Source organism: Pseudomonas sp. SWRI111 (assembly GCF_014268555.1).
Classification (GTDB): Bacteria; Pseudomonadota; Gammaproteobacteria; order Pseudomonadales; family Pseudomonadaceae; genus Aquipseudomonas; species Aquipseudomonas hamedanensis.
This window is the reverse complement of sequence record NZ_JABWQQ010000003.1, coordinates 1-20,223: the sequence shown is the minus strand read 5'-3', so window position 1 is coordinate 20,223 and position 20,223 is coordinate 1. Positions and strand designations below refer to the sequence as shown.

Below are 20,223 nucleotides of genomic sequence, written 5' to 3'. Positions count from 1 at the left end.
GGTCTGACTAACATGTCAGGAAATTCATCCTATGATTGGATGAAAAGGCGAGGCTCATGTCTGAAATTTCTCCTCTGGTTAAACGATCCCTGGTCGATCAGGCCCTGGATCAATTGCGCCAGCGCATCAATAGCGGCGCCTGGCAGGTGGGCGAACGTTTGCCGACCGAGCCTGAGCTGTGCGCCGAGTTGGGCATCAGCCGCAACACTGTGCGCGAGGCCATGCGCGTTCTGGCGTTTTCGGGCTTGATCGAAATTCGTCAGGGCGACGGCAGTTATCTGCGCGCGGTGGTCGATCCCTTGGACATGCTCAAGGCGCTGTCCCGCTGTTCGCTGGAACAGGCCCGGGAGACCCGGCACATTCTAGAAGTGGAAGCCATCGGCCTGGCGGCGCTGCGCCGCACCGATGAGGACCTTGCCGCCCTGCGTGAAGCGCTCGGCACCAGCGGCAGTCACTATCATGGCGATCTCGACACCTATATCGCCTGCGATCTGGTGTTCCACCGCCGTCTGGTCGATGCCGCACACAACCCGACCCTCAGTGAGTTGTATCGCTATTTCTCCAGCATCGTCGGCGCGCAATTGCGCCAGACCTTGAATATCTCCCCGCGCCGTCAGGAAGTGTTCGACCTGCATATCGACTTGCTCGATGCAGTCGAGCAACGCGACCCGGAACGGGCCAAAGCCTTGTCGAGGCAGTTGATCAATGAATCTTGAAACCGAGAAAACCATGTCCCGCACTGAGTTATCCACAGCATCGAAGCGCACCACCGAGCTGGAAGAGCTGTTGATCGATGCCGAGGCCGATGATGAGCAAGTGCAGCAAAGCCAGCCGCTGGTAAAACGCCCGTGGCTGTTGCTGCTCGGACTGATTCTGGTGGCGTTGAACCTGCGCCCGGCATTGTCGAGCATGGCGCCATTGCTCAGCGAGGTCTCCAGAAGTCTCGGACTGTCTGCGGCGCAGGCGGGACTGCTGACCACGCTGCCGGTGCTGTGCCTGGGCTTGTTCGCACCGTTGGCACCGATTCTGGCGCGGCGCTTTGGCGCTGAACGGGTGGTCCTGGGGATTTTGCTGACCCTGGCCGGCGGCATCATCCTGCGCAGCAACTTCGGCGAGATCGGCCTGTTTGCCGGCAGCGTGCTGGGCGGCGCCAGCATCGGCATCGTCGGCGTGCTGCTGCCGGGCATCGTCAAACGCGATTTCTCCAAACACGCCGGCACCATGACCGGCGTCTACACCATGGCCCTGTGTCTGGGCGCGGCGATGGCGGCGGGTTCGACCGTGCCATTGAGCGAGCACTTCGATAACAGCTGGGCGATGGGCCTGGGTTTCTGGGTGATTCCTGCATTGGTGGCTGCAGTGTTCTGGCTGCCGCAGGTCGGGCCGAAGCACGGCGCGCACAACGTGGCTTATCGCGTGCGCGGACTGCTGCGAGATCCGCTGGCCTGGCAGGTAACGTTGTATATGGGGCTGCAATCGTCACTGGCGTACATCGTATTTGGTTGGTTGCCGTCGATTCTCATTGGGCGGGGCTTGACCCCGACCCAGGCCGGTCTGGTGCTGTCCGGTTCGGTGATCATCCAGCTCGCCAGTTCTCTGGCCGCGCCATGGCTGGCGACCCGTGGCAAGGATCAGCGTCTGGCGATCGTCGTGGTCATGGCGCTGACATTGGGCGGTCTGTTCGGCTGTCTGTACGCGCCGATCGAAGGGTTGTGGGGCTGGGCGATTCTGCTGGGGCTGGGGCAGGGCGGCACGTTCAGTCTGGCGCTGACCCTGATCGTGCTGCGCTCGCGCGACTCACATGTAGCGGCGAACCTGTCGAGCATGTCGCAGGGCTTTGGCTACACGCTGGCGTCGATGGGGCCGTTCGCGGTCGGCGTGGTGCATGACTGGACCGGCGGCTGGAATGCCGTGGGCTGGATTTTCGGCATTATTGGCGCGGGTGCGATCCTTGCTGGGCTGGGTGCCGGGCGTGCGTTGTACGTCCAAGTGCAAAGCGAAAAAATCTGAATTCACGGATTTCAAATGTGGGAGCGAGCCTGCTCGCGAAAGCGGTGTCTCAGTCAACATGGATGTTGAATGTTAAATTGCCTTCGCGAGCAGGCTCGCTCCCACAAGGGTTTTGCGTATTGCCGATAGTGTTTCTCCGCTCCGCAGATTATGGTGCTGGCAATCTGTACCTCTTTTCTTTGGAGATTGCCTTGAGCGAAGCCCATAGTGCCATGATCACGCGTTTCTACCAGGCTTTCCAGCGCCTCGACGCCGAAGCCATGACCGCCTGCTATACGGACGACGTGGTGTTCAGCGATCCGGCGTTCGGCGAACTGCGCGGCCGCGATGCCGGCGACATGTGGCGCATGCTCACCACTCGCGCCAAGGATTTCTCACTGACCTTCGACAACGTCCGCGCCGACGAGCGCACGGGCGGCGCGCATTGGGTGGCGACCTACTTGTTCAGCCAGACCGGCAACGTCGTGGTCAACGATATCCAGGCACGCTTCGTGTTTCGCGACGGCAAGATCTGCGAACACCACGATCATTTCGACCTGTGGCGCTGGTCGCGTCAGGCGCTGGGATTCAAAGGTCTGCTGCTGGGCTGGACGCCGCTGGTGCGCAATGCTGTGCGGGCTCAGGCGCGTAAGGGACTGAAGGCATTTCAGGCTGGTCGCTGATAAGATCGCGGCCTGTCTTCTGCATGTCTTGATTTCGAAGTGACCAGCCTTATTGAAAAATCTGTCGATGTTGCCGAACCGGTGAGCAAATCCTGGTTCGTCTATCTCGTGCGTGCAGCGAATGGCTCGTTGTACTGCGGGATCAGCGACGATCCGGTGCGGCGTTTTGCCAAGCATCAGAGCGGCAAGGGTGCGCGTTTCTTTCTCTCCAGCCCGGCCATGGCCCTCGTCTACACCGAGCGCTGCCTGGACAAAAGCGATGCGCTGCGTCAGGAACGGTTGATCAAGAAGCTGCGCAAAAGCGCCAAGGAATGTCTCGTCGCGTCTTATCAATCTGACTGATTGGTTCCCATCAGGCAGATCTGTAGGCCTGTCCGGCAATGCACGCTAAGCTGCGGATTCATTTTTCCAGCGGCGGAGCCGAGCATGTCCGAGTTGATTCTGCACCATTACCCGACCTCTCCATTTGCCGAGAAGGCCCGCCTGCTGCTGGGTTTCAAGGGACTGTCATGGCGCTCGGTGCATATCTCGCCAGTAATGCCGAAACCGGACCTCACCGCTCTGACCGGTGGCTACCGAAAGACGCCGGTGCTGCAGATTGGCGCCGATATTTATTGCGACACGGCACTGATCGCGCGTCGTCTGGAACAGGAAAAAGCCCTGCCGGCGTTCTTTCCCGAAGGTCAGGAAATGACCAGCGCAAGCTTTGCGACGTGGGCGGACTCGGTGGTGTTTCAACATGCGGTGAGTCTGGTGTTCCAGCCAGAATCGGTGGCGGTGCGTTTCGGCAAGTTGCCGCCGGAAGCGATCAAGGCCTTTCTGGCTGACCGCGCCGGGTTGTTCAGCGGTGGCAGCGCCACGCGACTGTCTGCCGAGCAGGCCAAGCACCAGTGGCCGACGATCATGGCGCGGCTGGAGCAGCAGTTGCAGCGCGAGCAGGGCGACTTCCTCTTTGGCGAACCGTCGATTGCCGACTTCGCCCTGGCGCATCCGCTGTGGTTCCTCAAGGCGACCCACGTGACGGCACCGTTGGTGGATGAATATCCTGCGGTTGCGGCATGGTTGGGTCGAGTGCTGGGATTCGGCCATGGTGCGGCGAGCGAGATGTCTTCCACCGAGGCGTTGGAGGTCGCGCGTAACGCGACGCCGGCGGCATTGCCGGAGGAGCGGTTCGTTGATCCGAATGGTTTTGAGGCAGGGCAGCAAGTGGCGATCGCTGCTATCGATTACGGCGTCGATCCGGTGGTAGGTGAGCTTTTGTTTGCCGGGCGCGAGGAATTGATTGTCCGTCGTGAAGACGAGCGGGGTGGCGTGGTGCATGTGCACTTCCCGCGCTTTGGTTTCCGTATCGAGGCGCGCTGATTTATCAAATCAGCTGCAAAACCTTGTAGGAGTGAGCCTGCTCGCGATAGCGGTGTACCAGTCAGCGGATTCATCGACTGAAACGCCGCAATCGCGAGCAGGCTCACTCCTACAGATTATTCCAGGGCGGCGAGGATTTCTTCCGGGTCAAACCCGCGAATCAACGTGCCGTTTACATCAATCAGCGGAATCCCGCGCCCGCCCAATGCCTCGTACGCCGTGCGCGCCTCGGCATCCTTCTCGATATCGAACTCCTTGAACGGTATGCCCTTGCTGTCGAGAAAGCGTTTGGTCTGCTTGCAGTAGCCACACCAGTCGGTGGCGTAGAGCACGACACTGGCCTGCGCCCGCGTTTGTTCCGAGACCATTTGCGAGGGATTGAACACCCGCTCGATCTTGCCCCAGTTCTGGTAAACCACGACCACCAGCAGAACCAGGGCAACCTTCTTCAGCACCTTGCCGAGCATCAGTTGCGCCGCTTCAACTGATCGGTCAGCGAAGTCGGCAGACCCTTGATGATCAGCGTGCCGTTTTCTTCGTCGTACTCGATCTTCGAACCCAGCAGGTGCGCTTCAAAGCTGATCGACAGGCCCTCGGCGCGGCCGGTGAAGCGGCGGAATTGATTGAGGGTGCGTTTGTCTGCCGGAATCTCTGGCGACAAACCGTAATCCTTGTTGCGGATGTGATCGTAGAACGCCTTCGGCCGCTCTTCGTCAATCAGCTCCGACAGTTCTTCAAGCCCCATCGGTTCGCCGAGCTTGGCCTGGCTGCTGGCGTAATCGACCAGGGTCTTGGTTTTCTCGCGGGCAGATTCTTCCGGCAGGTCTTCGCTTTCGACAAAGTCGCTGAAGGCCTTGAGCAAGGTGCGGGTCTCGCCGGGGCCGTCAACGCCTTCCTGGCAGCCGATGAAGTCGCGGAAGTACTCCGAGACCTTTTTACCGTTCTTGCCTTTGATGAACGAAATGTACTGCTTGGACTGCTTGTTGTTCTGCCATTCGGAAACGTTGATCCGCGCCGCCAGGTGCAATTGGCCAAGGTCGAGATGGCGCGACGGCGTGACGTCCAGCTCTTCTGTCACCGCCACGCCTTCGCTATGGTGCAGCAGCGCGATCACCAGGTAATCGGTCATGCCCTGCTGGTAGTGGGCGAACAGCACGTGGCCGCCGACCGACAGGTTCGATTCTTCCATCAGCTTTTGCAGATGCTCGACCGCGACTTTGCTGAAGGCGGTGAAGTCGCGACCGCCTTCCATGTATTCCTTCAGCCAGCCGCTGAACGGGAACGCGCCGGATTCCGGATGAAACAGACCCCAGGCTTTGCCCTGTTTGGCGTTATAGCTCTCGTTGAGGTCGGCGAGCATGTTTTCGATGGCTGCGGACTCGGCCAGCTCAGTGTCACGTGCGTGCAGAACTGCGGGCGTGCCGTCGGGTTTTTTGTCGATCAGGTGGACGATGCAATGACGGATCGGCATGGGCTTCTCGGCTGTTGGAAGGGAGGAGGGCGGGCTCCCCCGAAAAAGCGCTCAGTGTACCGCAACCACTGGTTTTGGCGTGGGTTGCAGGGCGAAACCGGGGCGCGGGCCCGGCCTTATGCAGTTTTTTACCGATTTAGCGCAATAAAGCTGACCAAATGGGTAGCTAGAGGCGGATATTTAACAGGCGTTGTGCTAGTTTTGCCCGGTCTTACGCGAAGTCACTGCGTTAAGCGTGCATTCAGCATTTGTCAGGTCGAACCAAACCCTGATTTCGGCATCTATAACCCGACTCGTCGTGGTTATCGCCGAGGGTGCCAGATCCAGAAGATCGGGCTCGATGGCTGACACTGCACTCTGCAATCCATATGAATTTGATAGGGAAGGAACACTACATGGCTCTTACTAAAGACCAACTGATCGCCGACATCGCTGAAGCTATCGACGCGCCGAAAACCACCGCGCGTAACGCTCTGGACCAACTGGGCCAAATCGTTGCCGATCAGCTGGAAAATGGCGGCGAAATCACCTTGCCAGGTATCGGCAAGCTGAAAGTGACCGAGCGTCCTGCCCGCACCGGCCGTAACCCTTCGACTGGCGCTGCCATCGAAATCCCTGCCAAGAAAGTGATCAAGCTGGTTGTGGCCAAAGGCCTGACCGACTCTGTGAACAAGTAAGACGCAGCGAAAAAAAACCGTGCTTCGGAGTGATCCGGGCACGGTTTTTTTGTGTCTGTGATTTGGCGACTGACTCGCTGGGCCAAAAGTGGGAGCGGGCTTGCTCGCGAAAGCGGAGTGTCAGTCGACATGTTTAGTGACTGACCCACCGTATTCGCGAGCAAGCCCGCTCCCACATTCAGTCTCGCATTCCTTCAGAAATAGCTTGGTTTAGCGCACCCAGCGCTCGCGCCGCCAGATCTGCTGCTCGGATTTGGTCTGGAACGTCCACGCCACGAAGCGGCTCTGCTTCTGGCCCTGCGACATCTCCACCACCTGGCTTTCCAGCACCCCAGCCTTCTTCAGCGCGGTTTCGATAGCCGGCAGGTTTGAAGCCTTCGACACCAGCGTGCTGAACCACAACACCTTGTGCTGAAAGTTGGCGCTCTCGGCGATCAGTTGCGTCACGAAGCGCGCTTCGCCACCTTCACACCACAGCTCCGCTGACTGTCCGCCGAAGTTCAGCACCGGCAGTTTGCGTTTCGGGTCGGCCTTGCCCAATGCGCGCCATTTGCGCTCGCTGCCCTTGGTCGCTTCGTCCATTGAGGCGTGAAACGGCGGGTTGCACATGGTCAGGTCAAAGCGCTCGCCCGGCTCCAAAAGGCCGATCAGGATGTGCTTGCGATTCTCTTGCTGACGCAGCTGGATGACCTTGCTCAAATCGTTGGACTGGACGATGGCTCTGGCGGCCGCCACGGCTGTCGGATCGATTTCCGAGCCGAGGAAGTGCCAGCGGTATTCGCTGTTGCCGATCAGCGGATAAACGCAGTTGGCGCCCATGCCGATGTCCAGCACATTGACGATCGCCCCGCGCGGGACCTTGCCGTCGTTCATGCTCGCCAGCAGGTCGGCGAGAAAGTGCACGTAATCGGCACGGCCCGGAACCGGAGGGCAGAGGTAATCCGCCGGGATGTCCCAATGCTGGATGCCGTAGAACGCCTTCAGTAGCGCCCGGTTGAACACGCGCACCGCGTCGGGGCTGGCGAAGTCGATGCTTTCCTTGCCGTACGGGTTAGTGATCACGTACTTCGCCAGTTCTGGCGTGGTCTTGATCAGCGCCGGGAAGTCGTAACGACCCTGATGGCGATTGCGCGGGTGCAGGCTGGCCTTCTCGCGTGGCTCGACGGCTTTGCTCGGGGTCGCGGCGTCAGGCTTCTTGCGCGCAGGTTTGGGAGTGCGGGGGGCGTTCATGGGCGTGGTCGATTCGGGTATGGCTGAAAGTGGCGGGTATTGTCCCACATCTAAAGGCAACACCGTTCAAACTGTAGGAGTGAGCCTGCTCGCGATAGCGGTGTGTCAGGCGAAGATATGGCAATGGATAGACCGCGATCGCGAGCAGGCTCACTCCTACAAGGGATTTGAGGTGTTGCAGAAATAAAAAAGGGAGGCCACTTGGGCCTCCCTTTTTCATTGCGATCCGCCGTTACAGACTGGCAATCCGCGCATGCTGCTCGGCCAGCTTGCCCAGGGCCTGTTCAGCCTCGGCCAGTTTGGCGCGTTCCTTGTCGATGACTTCGGCCGGAGCCTTGTCGACGAATCCGGCGTTGGACAGCTTGCCGCCCACGCGCTGAACTTCGCCCTGCAAACGCAGGATTTCCTTGTCCAGACGCGCAAGTTCTGCGCCCTTGTCGATCAGACCGGCCATCGGCACCAGCACTTCCATCTCGCCGACCAGGGCGGTGGCCGACAGCGGTGCTTCTTCGCCTGCCGCCAGCACGGTGATCGATTCCAGACGCGCCAGCTTTTTCAGCAGCGCTTCGTTCTCGCTCAGGCGGCGCTGGTCTTCGGCGCTGACATTCTTCAAGTAGATCGGCAGTGGTTTGCCCGGGCCGATGTTCATTTCGCCACGGATGTTGCGCGTGCCGAGCATCAGTTCCTTGAGCCATTCGATGTCGTTTTCCGCCGCCGGATCGATGCGCTCTTCATTGGCCACTGGCCAAGGCTGCAGCATGATCGTCTTGCCCTGAATACCGGCCAGCGGCGCAATACGCTGCCAGATTTCTTCAGTGATGAATGGCATGAACGGGTGCGCCAGACGCAGCGCCACTTCCAGTACGCGCACCAGCGTACGGCGAGTGCCACGCTGACGCTCAACCGGTGCGTTCTCGTCCCACAACACAGGCTTGGACAGTTCGAGGTACCAGTCGCAGTACTGGTTCCAGATGAACTCGTACAGCGCTTGTGCAGCGAGGTCGAAACGGAACTGGTCCAGTTGACGGGTCACTTCGGCTTCGGTGCGTTGCAGCTGCGAGATGATCCAGCGATCGGCCAGCGACAGCTCGTAGGCTTCGCCGTTCTGGCCGCAGTCTTCGCCCTTGTCCAGAACGTAACGCGCGGCGTTCCAGATCTTGTTGCAGAAGTTGCGATAGCCTTCGACGCGGCCCATGTCGAACTTGATGTCACGTCCGGTCGAGGCCAGCGAGCAGAAGGTGAAGCGCAGGGCGTCGGTACCGTAGCTGGCGATGCCATCGGCGAATTCGTCGCGGGTCTGCTTCTCGATCTTTTTCGCCAGTTTTGGCTGCATCATGCCGGAAGTGCGTTTCTGTACCAGCGCTTCCAGTTCGATGCCGTCGATGATGTCCAGCGGGTCAAGGACGTTGCCCTTGGACTTGGACATCTTCTGGCCTTGGCCATCACGCACCAGACCGTGCACATAAACCGTTTTGAACGGTACCTGCGGCGTGCCGTCTTCGTTCTTCACCAGGTGCATGGTCAGCATGATCATCCGGGCAACCCAGAAGAAAATGATGTCGAAACCGGTGACCAGCACGTCGGTGGAGTGGAATTTCTTCAGGAATTCGGTCTGCTCGGGCCAGCCGAGAGTGGAGAATGTCCACAGGCCGGAACTGAACCAGGTGTCGAGGACGTCGTTGTCCTGTTGCAGCGCCACGTCCGGGCCGAGGTTGTGCTTGGCGCGCACTTCGGCTTCGTCACGACCGACATAGACCTTGCCCGACTCGTCGTACCAGGCCGGAATCCGGTGGCCCCACCACAGCTGACGGCTGATGCACCAGTCCTGGATGTCGCGCATCCACGAGAAGTACATGTTTTCGTATTGCTTGGGCACGAACTGGATACGGCCGTCTTCGACGGCAGCAATCGCAGGCTCGGCCAACGGCTTGGTCGACACGTACCACTGGTCGGTCAGCCACGGCTCGATCACGGTGCCGGAGCGATCGCCTTTCGGCACTTTCAGGTTGTGATCGTCGACGCTGACCAGCAGGCCGGCGGCGTCGAACGCAGCGACGATCTGTTTACGCGCTTCGAAACGCTCAAGACCGGCGTATTCGGCCGGGATCTTGCCGTCGATGCTGTCGTTCAGCGTACCGTCGAGGTTGAACACTTGTGCCGCAGGCAGCACGTTGGCGTTCTTGTCGAAGATGTTCAGCAGCGGCAGGTTGTGACGCTTGCCGACTTCGTAGTCGTTGAAGTCGTGGGCCGGGGTGATTTTCACGCAACCGGTGCCGAATTCAGGATCGCAGTAATCGTCGGCGATGATCGGAATGCGGCGGCCAACCAGCGGCAGCTCGACGAATTTGCCGATCAGGGCTTTGTAGCGCTCGTCGTTCGGGTTAACCGCGACGGCGGAATCGCCGAGCATGGTTTCCGGACGGGTGGTCGCGACGATCAGGAAATCATTGCCTTCAGCGGTTTTTGCGCCGTCGGCCAGCGGGTACTTGAGGTTCCACAGGAAACCTTTCTCGTCGTGGTTTTCCACTTCGAGGTCGGAAATCGCCGTGTGCAGCTTGGTGTCCCAGTTGACCAGGCGCTTGCCGCGATAAATCAGGCCGTCTTCGTGCAGACGCACGAATGCTTCCTTGACCGCTTCCGAGAGGCCGTCGTCCATGGTGAAGCGCTCGCGGCTCCAGTCCACGGACGAGCCGAGACGGCGAATCTGACGACTGATGTTGCCGCCGGACTGATCCTTCCACTCCCAGACTTTCTCGAGGAATTTCTCGCGACCGAGGTCGTGACGATTCTGGCCCTGGGCTTCGAGTTGACGCTCCACCAGCATCTGCGTGGCGATACCGGCGTGGTCGGTGCCCGGCTGCCACAGGGTGTTGCGCCCCTGCATGCGGCGGAAACGGATCAGGGCGTCCATGATCGCGTTGTTGAAACCGTGGCCCATGTGCAGGCTGCCGGTGACGTTCGGCGGCGGGATCATGATCGTGTAGGAATCGCCCGCGCCTTGCGGTGCGAAGTAGTTCTCGGACTCCCAGGTCTTGTACCAGGAAGTTTCAATGGCGTGCGGCTGGTAGGTCTTATCCATGCGCGGCGGGACCCTATTGGCATTTATTCAGGAAAAGCCGGGAAGTATAGCGGGGCATGGGGCCGAGGGCGAGCGGGGGAGGACCGTGCGGTTCAAATGTGGGAGCGGGCTTGCTCGCGAATGCGGTGTGCCAGGCGACACATCGGTGACAGACACACCGCATTCGCGAGCAAGCCCGCTCCCACACTGGAGGTGTTGTTATTCGTACTGGCTGAGCAGCCGTTCCATCCGCGCTTCGAGGCGGCGTTTGATTTCGGTTTCGATGTGCGGGGCGAAGTCGTCGATCACGTCTTGCATGATCAGTTGCGCGGCGGCGCGCAGTTCGCTGTCCAGGTGGAGCAGGGCGTCCGGGCCTTTGTCGGCGGGCGCGGCTGTCGGTGCGGGCGCCTGTGCGGGTTCGACGGCGGGAGGCTCGGCCCCGACCGGATCGAACAGCATCGGAATCTGTTCCTGTTCGCTGTCATCGACCGTATCGGTCAAGAGCGGCGGTTGCAGGTTGTCAGCGCCGAGCAACTGACGGATCGATTCGAGATCGTCCAGCAGGTGTGCGGACTTTTGCTGCGGTTTCGGAGTGTCCATTGGAATGCTCAGAGTCGCTGTAAACGGTGGTCTTGCAGAGGATAGCCCTGTTCGCGGTAGAAACGGAAACTCTCCCGCGCGGCAGCCCGAATGGTCGGATCTTCAACGACAACTTCCGCCACGCGGGCGAATCTGCTGGCGAAAGCCGGGACTTTCAGGTCGAGATTGACCAGCAGATCCTGATGCTGACCGCAGTCATCGCCCAGTCCCAGGACAATCAAGCCGTCCGGTTCACTCTCGGCCGGGCCGTGGGGCACAAAGCTTTCGCCCTTGAACGTCCACAGCCGCGCATCAAGCGCCTCACGCTGGGTGGCATCGCTGCAATGCAGGTAGATGCGATGGCCCATGCGCCAGGCTTTCTCGGTGAGCTTGCAGGCGAAGTCCAGGCGAGCCGAAGGGTCGGCGCTGGGCAGGATATAGAAGTCGACTTTGGTCATTGCGGTTCCAGGGCAGCGAGCGGCGTCATCTGAAGTGACGCCGCCCGTCAGCGGGTTCAGGCTTTGGCGCGATCCAGCAGATACTGGGTCAGCAGGGGCACCGGACGGCCTGTGGCGCCCTTGTCCTTGCCGCCGCTGGTCCAGGCGGTGCCGGCGATGTCCAGGTGCGCCCAGTTGAGGTTCTTGGTGAAGCGCGACAGGAAGCATGCCGCAGTGATGGTGCCGGCCTTCGGCCCGCCAATGTTGGCGATGTCGGCGAACGGGCTGTCCAACTGTTCTTGATACTCGTCGAACAGCGGCAGTTGCCAGGCGCGGTCGTCAGCTGCCTTGCCGGCACTGAGCAGTTGCTCGATCAGTTCGTCGTTGTTGCCCAGCAGGCCCGAAGTGTGTGCGCCCAAGGCAACCACGCATGCGCCGGTCAGGGTGGCAATATCGATGACGGCCTGCGGCTTGAAACGCTCGGAATAAGTCAGTGCATCGCACAGCACCAGACGGCCTTCGGCGTCGGTGTTGAGAATTTCAACGGTCTGGCCGCTCATGGTGGTGACGATGTCGCCCGGACGCGAAGCGTTGCCGCTCGGCATGTTTTCGGCGCAGGCGAGGATGCACACCAGGTTGATCGGCAGCTTCAGTTCCAGCACCGCACGCAGGGTGCCGAACACGCTGGCAGCGCCGCCCATGTCGTACTTCATTTCGTCCATGCCGGCGCCCGGCTTCAGGCTGATGCCGCCGGTGTCGAAGGTGATGCCCTTGCCGACCAGTGCGTAAGGCTTCTCGGATTTCTTGCCGCCGTTATATTGCATGACGATCAGGCGCGGCGGCTGGGCGCTGCCCTGGCCCACGGCGTAGAACGAGCCCATGCCCAGCGCTTTGATCTTCTTCTCGTCGAGGACTTCGACTTTCAGGTCCTTGAACTCTTTACCGAGGTTTTTCGCCTGCTCGCCGAGGAACGTCGGGTGGCAGATGTTCGGCGGCAGGTTGCCCAGGTCGCGGGTGAAGGCCATGCCGTTGGCGATCGCGGTGGCGTGGTTCACGGCCCGCTGCACTTCGGCTTGTGCAGCCTTGATGGTCAGCAGGGTGATTTTCTTCAGCGCGCGCGGTTCGGCCTTCTGGCTTTTGAATTGATCGAAGGTGTATTGGCCATCCAGCAGGGTTTCGGCCAGCAGACGGGTTTTGCCGTAGCTGTCGCGCCCTTTGACGATGACTTCGTCCAGCGCGAGTACGGCGTCGCTGCCGCCCAGGCCTTTGAGGGTGCCGAGGGTGCCGGCAACGATTTTGCGGAACGGACGGTCGCCCAGTTCTTCGTCCTTGCCCACGCCGACCAGCAACACGCGCTCGGCTTTGAGGCTTGGCAGGCTGTGCAACAACAGGCTCTGACCGACCTTGCCGGCCAGGTCGCCACGCTTGAGTACGGCGCTGATCGCACCGCCGCTCAGTTCGTCGACCAGTCTGGCGGCGACGCCAAGTTTACGGCCTTCGCCGATGGCAACCACCAGGGTGGCGGTTTTCAACGTTTCCGGGCTAACGCTTTTTACAACCAGTTCCATGTGCGGATCCCTGAATGAATGGTCAACACGCAGGCGCTCGACGGTGGCCGCAATCGCCTGCTTATAAAGAGAAGAGGCGCAGGCCAAAGCCTGCGACAAGGGCCGCAGTTTGAACCCCGCTCCCCGCGCCTGACAACCCTCGGTTGTACGATCTGCAACGGATTACAGATATGGATGAGTGCGCGCAGTGACAGGCGCACCCAATCACAGGATAATGCCGCATCTTTTTCGACGGCTCTGCGTTGCGGGCCGGTCGATGTGTTTGCTTGTTTGGCCGCCTTAGCCTGACAACCCTGGAGTGTCTGGTTTGATCGTCTTCCGCTATCTGTCCCGCGAAGTCTTGTTGACCCTCAGCGCCGTGAGTGCCGTGCTGCTGGTTATCATCATGAGCGGTCGTTTCATCAAATACCTGGCCCAGGCCGCTGCCGGCCAGCTGGATCCGGGCTCGCTGTTCCTGATCATGGGCTATCGCCTGCCGGGTTTTCTGCAGCTGATCCTGCCACTGGGGCTGTTCCTCGGCATCCTGCTGGCCTACGGTCGCCTGTACCTGGAAAGCGAGATGACCGTGCTTTCGGCCACGGGCATGAGCCAGCAGAAGCTGTTTCGCATCACCCTGTTTCCGGCGACCCTGGTCGCGCTGGTGGTGGCATGGCTGAGCCTGGGGCTTGCCCCGCAAGGGGCCAATCAGTTCCAGCTGTTGCTCAACAAGCAGGATGCCCTGACCGAATTCGATACGCTTGAGCCGGGTCGCTTTCAGGCGCTGCGTGACGGTACGCGTGTGACCTATACCGAATCCCTGAGCGACGATCGCGTCAATCTGGGCAACGTGTTCATCTCGCAGAAGAACCTCGGCGCCGATCAGAAGGACCGTGGGATTTCCGTGCTGGTGGCCGAAAAGGGTCGTCAGGAAATCCGCCCCGACGGCAATCGCTACCTGATTCTCGATAACGGCTACCGCTATGACGGCAGCCCGGGGCAGGCCGACTACCGCGCCATTCATTACGAAACCTACGGCGTGCTGCTGCCCAAGCCGGACGTCAGCGAAGAGGTGACTGACCGCGACGCGATGCCGACCTCGAGTTTGCTGGGCAGTGATGACATTCGTTCCAGAACCGAACTGCAATGGCGCCTGTCCCTGCCGCTGCTGGTGTTTATCGTGACCCTGATGGCCGTGCCGCTGGCACGGGTGAATCCGCGCCAGGGGCGTTTCCTCAAGCTGCTGCCGGCGATTCTTCTTTATATGGCTTATCTGACGATCCTGATTGCCGCGCGCGGCGCCCTCGAAAAAGGCAAGATCCCGCCGGCCCTGGGGCTGTGGTGGGTGCACGGGATTTTCCTGTTGATCGGTCTGGGCTTGCTCTATTGGGAGCCGCTGCGCCTGAAAATGGCCAGTCGCCGTGCCGCTGCGCTGGAGGTGGCTCGTGGTTAAACTCGACCGTTACATCGGCAGCAGCGTGTTCATGGCGATCATCGCCGTGCTGGCGATCATCCTCGGCCTGGCGACCCTGTTCGCTTTCATTGATGAAATGGGTGACGTCAGCGATACCTACACCCTGGTCGATGTGCTTGGCTTCGTCCTGCTGACCGCGCCACGCCGTCTCTACGAAATGTTGCCGATGGCGGCGCTGATCGGCTGCCTGATCGGCCTCGGCAGCCTGGCCAGCAGCAGCGAACTGACCGTCATGCGCGCCGCGGGCGTGTCCATCGGCCGGATCGTCTGGGCTGTCATGAAGCCCATGCTGGTGCTGATGCTCGCCGGCGTCCTGATTGGCGAGTACGTCGCCCCGGCCACCGAGAGCATGGCCCAGGCCAATCGCTCGCTGGCACAGGGCAGCGGCGACGCGCAGAGTGCCAAACACGGTATGTGGCACCGCCAGGGGGAGGAATTCATCCACATCAACGCGGTGCAGCCGAACGGCCTGCTGTATGGCGTGACGCGCTATCACTTCGACAAGGAGCGCCATCTGCTCAGTTCCAGCTTCGCCAAGAAGGCGGAGTTCGACGGCGATCATTGGCAGCTCAGCGAAGTTTCGACCACGTTGTTCAAAGATCGCAGCACTGAAGTGGTAAACACGCCGACCGAGCGCTGGGACGTAGCGTTGAGTCCGCAATTGCTCAGCACCGTGGTGATGGCACCGGAATCGCTGTCGATCAGCGGACTGTGGGGCTACATCCACTATCTGGCCGAGCAGGGCCTGAGCAACGGGCGTTACTGGCTGGCATTTTGGGTCAAGGTGTTGCAACCGCTGGTGACTGCCGCGCTGGTGCTGATGGCGATCTCTTTCATCTTCGGCCCGCTGCGTTCGGTGACCCTCGGTCAGCGTGTCTTTACCGGCGTGCTGGTGGGCTTTACCTTCCGCATCGTCCAGGACTTGCTCGGTCCGTCGAGTCTGGTGTTCGGTTTCTCGCCGCTGTTCGCGGTGCTGGTACCGGCCGGGGTCTGTGCGCTGGCAGGTGCATGGCTGCTTAAAAGAGCCGGCTGATGGGCGTATTTTTGCCTGTGCTGTAACTTTGAGAACGCCTCGATCGACCGATCGGGGCGTTTTTGCATGTCATCCGGGTGACAGGCGAACGTGACGCTTGCGCCGTGTATCAGGTACAATTCCCGGCTATTTTTCGGCGGGCCAAGCCTGCAGCCTTTTTGAGTGTTGATCCGTGAGTGATTTGAGTCATATCCGCAATTTCTCCATCATCGCCCACATTGACCATGGCAAGTCGACGCTGGCTGACCGTTTCATCCAGATGTGCGGCGGCCTGGCCGAGCGTGAAATGGAAGCCCAGGTACTGGATTCCATGGATCTTGAGCGTGAACGCGGGATCACCATCAAGGCCCACAGCGTTACCCTCTATTACAAAGCCCGCGACGGCATCACCTACCAGCTGAACTTCATTGACACCCCCGGCCACGTCGACTTCACCTACGAAGTCAGCCGTTCCCTGGCGGCGTGCGAAGGTGCCTTGCTGGTGGTCGATGCGGGGCAGGGCGTAGAAGCCCAGTCCGTGGCCAACTGCTACACCGCCATCGAGCAGGGCCTTGAAGTCATGCCGGTGCTGAACAAGATCGACCTGCCGCAGGCCGATCCTGATCGCGTAAAAGACGAAATCGAGAAAATCATCGGCATTGATGCCACCGACGCCGTCACCTGCAGTGCCAAGACCGGCCTGGGTGTCGACGAAGTGCTCGAGCGTCTTGTCCATACCATTCCTGCGCCGACCGGCAACATCGAAGATCCGCTGCAAGCGTTGATCATCGACTCCTGGTTCGACAACTACCTGGGCGTTGTCTCCCTGGTGCGTGTCCGTCACGGCCGGGTGAAGAAGGGCGACAAGATTCTGGTCAAGTCCACCGGCAAGATCCATCTGGTCGACAGCGTTGGTGTGTTCAACCCGAAACACACCGCCACCGTCGATCTCAAGGCCGGCGAAGTGGGCTTCATCATCGCCAGCATCAAGGACATCCACGGTGCGCCGGTCGGTGACACCCTGACTCTGAGCTCCACGCCAGACGTTCCGGTGCTGCCGGGTTTCAAACGCATTCAGCCACAGGTTTACGCCGGTCTGTTCCCGGTCAGCTCCGACGATTTCGAGGATTTCCGCGAAGCTCTGCAGAAGCTGACCCTGAACGACTCGTCGCTGCAGTACACCCCGGAAAGCTCCGACGCCCTGGGCTTCGGCTTCCGTTGCGGCTTCCTCGGCATGCTGCACATGGAAATCATCCAGGAGCGCCTCGAGCGCGAGTACGACCTGGACCTGATCACCACCGCGCCGACGGTAATTTTCGAGCTGGTGCTGAAAACCGGTGAAACGATTTACGTTGACAACCCGTCGAAGCTACCGGATGTCTCGGCCATCGAGGACATGCGTGAGCCCATCGTGCGCGCCAATATCCTTGTGCCGCAAGAACACCTGGGCAACGTCATCACCCTGTGCATCGAGAAGCGCGGTGTTCAGGTCGACATGCTGTTCCTCGGCAATCAGGTCCAGGTGACCTATGACCTGCCGATGAACGAAGTGGTCCTGGACTTCTTCGACCGTCTCAAATCCACCAGCCGCGGCTATGCTTCGCTGGATTACCATTTCGATCGTTACCAATCGGCTAATCTGGTGAAACTGGACGTGCTGATCAACGGCGACAAGGTCGATGCCCTGGCGTTGATCGTGCACCGTGACAACTCGCACTTCAAAGGTCGCCAGTTGACCGAGAAGATGAAAGAACTGATTCCTCGTCAGATGTTCGACGTGGCGATTCAGGCCGCCATCGGTGGTCAGATCGTCGCCCGGACAACCGTCAAGGCGCTCAGAAAGAACGTATTGGCCAAATGCTACGGCGGTGACGTCAGTCGTAAGAAGAAACTGCTCGAGAAGCAGAAGGCCGGTAAGAAACGCATGAAACAGGTCGGCAACGTGGAAATTCCACAGGAAGCCTTCCTCGCCGTGCTCAGGTTGGAATAATCAGGTCCTATGTCGCTAAATTTCCCGCTGTTGCTGGTCATCGCCGTGTTCGTCTGCGGCCTGTTGGCGTTGCTCGATCTGCTGTTCCTGGCGCCGCGTCGGCGTGCTGCCATTGCCTCCTATCAAGGCAGTGTCAGCCAGCCGGAAGCCGTGGTCGTCGAGAAACTGAACAAAGAGCCGCTGCTGGTTGAATACGGCAAGTCGTTCTTTCCGGTGTTGTTCATCGTACTGGTCCTGCGTTCGTTCCTGGTGGAACCGTTCCAGATTCCGTCCGGCTCGATGAAGCCGACCCTGGACGTTGGCGACTTCATTCTGGTGAACAAGTTTTCCTACGGGATTCGCCTGCCGGTGATCGACAAGAAGATCATCGACGTCGGTGATCCGCAGCGCGGCGATGTCATGGTGTTCCGCTACCCGAGCGACCCGAACGTCAACTACATCAAGCGTGTGGTCGGCCTGCCGGGCGACACCGTGCGTTACACCGCCGACAAGCGTCTGTTCGTCAATGGCGAATCGATTGCCGAGAAAATGGTCGGCGCCGAGCCGGGCACCCTGGGCAGTGCAGAACTGTACAAGGAAAAACTTGGCGCAGCCGAGCACCTGATCCGCAAGGAAATGAGCCGCTACCGCGCCACGCCGGATCGCTCGTGGACAGTGCCTGCCGGGCACTACTTCATGATGGGCGACAACCGCGACAATTCGAATGACAGTCGCTACTGGGATGATCCGAACATTCCCAAGGATCTGCTGGGCATGGTTCCCGACCGCAATATCGTCGGCAAGGCCTTCGCGGTCTGGATGAGCTGGCCGGAGCCGAAACTCAGCCACCTGCCGAATTTCTCGCGGGTCGGCCTGATCAAGTAATTACACACGGCGCTGTTGACCACAGCGCCGAATGCATTTCTGGAGCCGGCACAAGCGGCTTCGCAATCGCCAGGATCTCATTTTTGAACACAGCGTTAATTGTCCCAGGCCTGCGCCGTATCCCGGCGATGGCAGTGGAATCCAGCCACGAACTCAGCGTGGGTAAACCGTGAGCGTTTCTCTAAGCCGTCTCGAGCGCCAGCTCGGTTACACCTTCAAGGATCAGGAGCTGATGCTGCTGGCCCTCACCCACCGCAGTTTTGCCGGGCGCAACAACGAGCGCCTGGAATTCCTCGGTGATGCCATCCTCAACTTCGTCGCTGGCGAGGCGCTGTTCGATCGCTTCCCGCTGGCCCGCGAAGGCCAATTGTCGCGTTTGCGCGCACGCCTGGTGAAAGGTGAGACGCTGGCCGTGCTGGCTCGCGGTTTTGACCTCGGCGATTACTTGCGCCTCGGTTCTGGCGAACTGAAGAGCGGCGGTTTTCGTCGCGAATCGATCCTGGCCGATGCCCTTGAAGCCTTGATCGGTGCAATCTACCTCGACGCCGGCATGGACGTCGCTCGCGAGCGCGTACTGGCCTGGCTGGCCGGCGAGTTCGAAGGCCTGACGCTGGTCGACACCAACAAGGATCCGAAGACCCGCTTGCAGGAACACCTGCAATCGCGCGGCTGCGAGCTGCCGCGCTACGAAGTGGTGGATATCCAGGGCGAGCCGCACTGCCGAACCTTCTTCGTCGAGTGCGAAGTGGTCCTATTGAACGAAAAAAGCCGAGGTCAGGGTGTGAGCCGTCGTATTGCCGAACAGGTAGCGGCCGCCGCAGCACTGATTGCCCTGGGCGTGGAGAATGGCAATGACTGATACAAACGCAACTCGCTGTGGCTACGTTGCCATCGTCGGCCGTCCCAACGTCGGCAAGTCGACGCTGCTCAACCATATTCTCGGCCAGAAGCTGGCGATCACCTCGCGCAAGCCGCAGACCACCCGCCACAACATGCTGGGCATCAAGACCGAGGGCGACGTGCAGGCGATCTACGTCGACACTCCCGGCATGCACAAGGGCGGCGAAAAGGCCCTCAACCGTTACATGAACAAAACCGCTTCGGCGGCGTTGAAAGACGTCGACGTGGTGATTTTTGTCGTTGACCGCACCAAGTGGACCGACGAAGACCAGATGGTCCTCGAGCGTGTGCAGTACGTCACCGGTCCGCTGATCGTCGCGCTGAACAAGACCGACCGCATCGAAGACAAAGCCGAGCTGATGCCGCACCTGAGCTGGTTGCAGGAACAACTGCCAAACGCGCAGATCATTCCGATTTCCGCGCAGCACGGGCATAACCTCGAGGCGCTGGAAAAGGTCATCGCCGACCATCTGCCGGAGAACGATCATTTCTTCCCGGAAGACCAGATTACTGACCGCAGCAGCCGTTTCCTCGCCGCCGAACTGGTCCGCGAAAAAATCATGCGCCAGATGGGCGCCGAGCTGCCATACCAGATCACCGTCGAGATCGAAGAGTTCAAGCAGCAGGGCAAGACCTTGCACATCCATGCCTTGATTCTCGTCGAGCGTGACGGCCAGAAGAAAATCATCATTGGCGACAAGGGCGAGCGCATCAAGCGCATCGGCACCGAAGCGCGCAAGGACATGGAGCTGCTGTTCGACTCCAAGATCATGCTCAACCTGTGGGTCAAGGTGAAGGGCGGCTGGTCCGATGACGAGCGCGCGCTGCGTTCGCTGGGTTACGGCGACCTGTAACAGTCCCGGTTTTCTCATACACCAGAGAACCCCTGTGGGAGCGGGCTTGCTCGCGAAGGCGGAGTATCAGTCGATACATTTTTCGACTGATACTCCGCC

The 20,223-nt window shown here is 60.2% G+C and carries 20 protein-coding genes; 13 read left to right on the top strand and 7 right to left on the bottom strand.

Features of this window, described 5'->3' with window-relative positions:
• Window positions 1–56 precede the first annotated feature (56 nt).
• The 5 genes from HU755_RS05635 to HU755_RS05615 all read left to right on the top strand — a co-directional run bounded on the left by HU755_RS05635 (window position 57) and on the right by HU755_RS05615 (window position 4,034).
• On the top strand, window positions 57–716 hold the full coding sequence (locus HU755_RS05635) for a FadR/GntR family transcriptional regulator (protein WP_186630879.1): 660 nt from the start codon (window positions 57–59) through the stop codon (window positions 714–716).
• Window positions 706–2,010, top strand: coding sequence for a CynX/NimT family MFS transporter (locus HU755_RS05630; RefSeq protein WP_186630878.1), 1,305 nt, complete (start codon window positions 706–708; stop codon window positions 2,008–2,010). The genes HU755_RS05635 and HU755_RS05630 overlap by 11 nt, the downstream gene beginning before the upstream one ends.
• Before the next feature lie 191 nt (window positions 2,011–2,201).
• Window positions 2,202–2,672, top strand: coding sequence for a nuclear transport factor 2 family protein (locus HU755_RS05625; RefSeq protein ID WP_186630877.1), 471 nt, complete (start codon window positions 2,202–2,204; stop codon window positions 2,670–2,672).
• A 39-nt stretch (window positions 2,673–2,711) separates the two neighbouring features.
• Window positions 2,712–3,014 carry a GIY-YIG nuclease family protein gene (locus tag HU755_RS05620; protein ID WP_186630876.1) on the top strand — a complete coding sequence of 101 codons (303 nt, stop codon included), beginning with the start codon at window positions 2,712–2,714 and terminating at the stop codon, window positions 3,012–3,014.
• An 84-nt stretch (window positions 3,015–3,098) separates the two neighbouring features.
• The gene (locus HU755_RS05615; RefSeq protein WP_186630875.1) at window positions 3,099–4,034 is read left to right on the top strand and encodes a glutathione S-transferase family protein; all 936 of its coding nucleotides are present in this window, start codon (window positions 3,099–3,101) and stop codon (window positions 4,032–4,034) included.
• A 116-nt stretch (window positions 4,035–4,150) separates the two neighbouring features.
• On the opposite strand, the gene HU755_RS05610 is transcribed toward HU755_RS05615, so the two are convergent.
• Both HU755_RS05610 and yejK read right to left on the bottom strand, forming a co-directional pair.
• Complete coding sequence (locus HU755_RS05610; protein WP_186630874.1) at window positions 4,151–4,501, bottom strand: glutaredoxin family protein; 351 nt, start codon at window positions 4,499–4,501, stop codon at window positions 4,151–4,153.
• A complete protein-coding gene (gene yejK, locus HU755_RS05605; RefSeq protein WP_186630873.1) occupies window positions 4,501–5,505 on the bottom strand; it encodes a nucleoid-associated protein YejK in 1,005 nt (334 codons plus the stop codon). The genes HU755_RS05610 and yejK overlap by 1 nt, the downstream gene beginning before the upstream one ends.
• 395 nt (window positions 5,506–5,900) lie before the next feature.
• Between yejK and HU755_RS05600 the strand changes: the two genes are divergently transcribed.
• Window positions 5,901–6,182 carry an HU family DNA-binding protein gene (locus tag HU755_RS05600; protein WP_186551287.1) on the top strand — a complete coding sequence of 94 codons (282 nt, stop codon included), beginning with the start codon at window positions 5,901–5,903 and terminating at the stop codon, window positions 6,180–6,182.
• Between the two features lie 210 nt (window positions 6,183–6,392).
• Here HU755_RS05600 and rlmF read toward each other — a convergent pair whose 3' ends face one another.
• Complete coding sequence (gene rlmF / locus HU755_RS05595) at window positions 6,393–7,412, bottom strand: 23S rRNA (adenine(1618)-N(6))-methyltransferase RlmF (protein WP_186551286.1); 1,020 nt, start codon at window positions 7,410–7,412, stop codon at window positions 6,393–6,395.
• On the opposite strand from rlmF, the gene HU755_RS05590 reads away from it, so the two are divergent.
• Window positions 7,411–7,599, top strand: coding sequence for a hypothetical protein (locus HU755_RS05590; RefSeq protein ID WP_186630872.1), 189 nt, complete (start codon window positions 7,411–7,413; stop codon window positions 7,597–7,599). The genes rlmF and HU755_RS05590 overlap by 2 nt on opposite strands.
• Before the next feature lie 45 nt (window positions 7,600–7,644).
• On the opposite strand, the gene HU755_RS05585 is transcribed toward HU755_RS05590, so the two are convergent.
• The 4 genes from HU755_RS05585 to HU755_RS05570 form a co-directional block, all read right to left on the bottom strand.
• On the bottom strand, window positions 7,645–10,491 hold the full coding sequence (locus HU755_RS05585) for a valine--tRNA ligase (RefSeq protein ID WP_186618775.1): 2,847 nt from the start codon (window positions 10,489–10,491) through the stop codon (window positions 7,645–7,647).
• Window positions 10,492–10,689: 198 nt separating this feature from the next.
• A complete protein-coding gene (locus tag HU755_RS05580; RefSeq protein WP_186630871.1) occupies window positions 10,690–11,070 on the bottom strand; it encodes a DNA polymerase III subunit chi in 381 nt (126 codons plus the stop codon).
• An 8-nt stretch (window positions 11,071–11,078) separates the two neighbouring features.
• A complete protein-coding gene (locus HU755_RS05575) occupies window positions 11,079–11,507 on the bottom strand; it encodes a DNA polymerase III subunit chi (RefSeq protein WP_186630870.1) in 429 nt (142 codons plus the stop codon).
• A gap of 56 nt (window positions 11,508–11,563) precedes the next feature.
• Window positions 11,564–13,054, bottom strand: coding sequence for a leucyl aminopeptidase (locus HU755_RS05570; protein WP_186630869.1), 1,491 nt, complete (start codon window positions 13,052–13,054; stop codon window positions 11,564–11,566).
• A 307-nt stretch (window positions 13,055–13,361) separates the two neighbouring features.
• Between HU755_RS05570 and lptF the strand changes: the two genes are divergently transcribed.
• From lptF to era, 6 genes are all read left to right on the top strand, one after another.
• A complete protein-coding gene (gene lptF, locus HU755_RS05565; protein ID WP_186630868.1) occupies window positions 13,362–14,483 on the top strand; it encodes an LPS export ABC transporter permease LptF in 1,122 nt (373 codons plus the stop codon).
• The gene (gene lptG / locus HU755_RS05560; RefSeq protein ID WP_186630867.1) at window positions 14,476–15,537 is read left to right on the top strand and encodes an LPS export ABC transporter permease LptG; all 1,062 of its coding nucleotides are present in this window, start codon (window positions 14,476–14,478) and stop codon (window positions 15,535–15,537) included. The genes lptF and lptG overlap by 8 nt, the downstream gene beginning before the upstream one ends.
• Before the next feature lie 172 nt (window positions 15,538–15,709).
• Window positions 15,710–17,506 carry a translation elongation factor 4 gene (lepA, locus tag HU755_RS05555; RefSeq protein ID WP_186551278.1) on the top strand — a complete coding sequence of 599 codons (1,797 nt, stop codon included), beginning with the start codon at window positions 15,710–15,712 and terminating at the stop codon, window positions 17,504–17,506.
• Window positions 17,507–17,515: 9 nt separating this feature from the next.
• Window positions 17,516–18,370, top strand: coding sequence for a signal peptidase I (gene lepB, locus HU755_RS05550; protein WP_186551277.1), 855 nt, complete (start codon window positions 17,516–17,518; stop codon window positions 18,368–18,370).
• A 169-nt stretch (window positions 18,371–18,539) separates the two neighbouring features.
• Window positions 18,540–19,229, top strand: a complete 690-nt coding sequence (gene rnc, locus HU755_RS05545; RefSeq protein WP_024011703.1) for a ribonuclease III — start codon at window positions 18,540–18,542, stop codon at window positions 19,227–19,229.
• Entirely contained in the window at window positions 19,222–20,124 is a 903-nt protein-coding gene (gene era / locus HU755_RS05540) for a GTPase Era (protein ID WP_016771562.1), read from the top strand. Before rnc ends, era begins: the two co-directional genes overlap by 8 nt.
• Window positions 20,125–20,223: the final 99 nt, after the last annotated feature.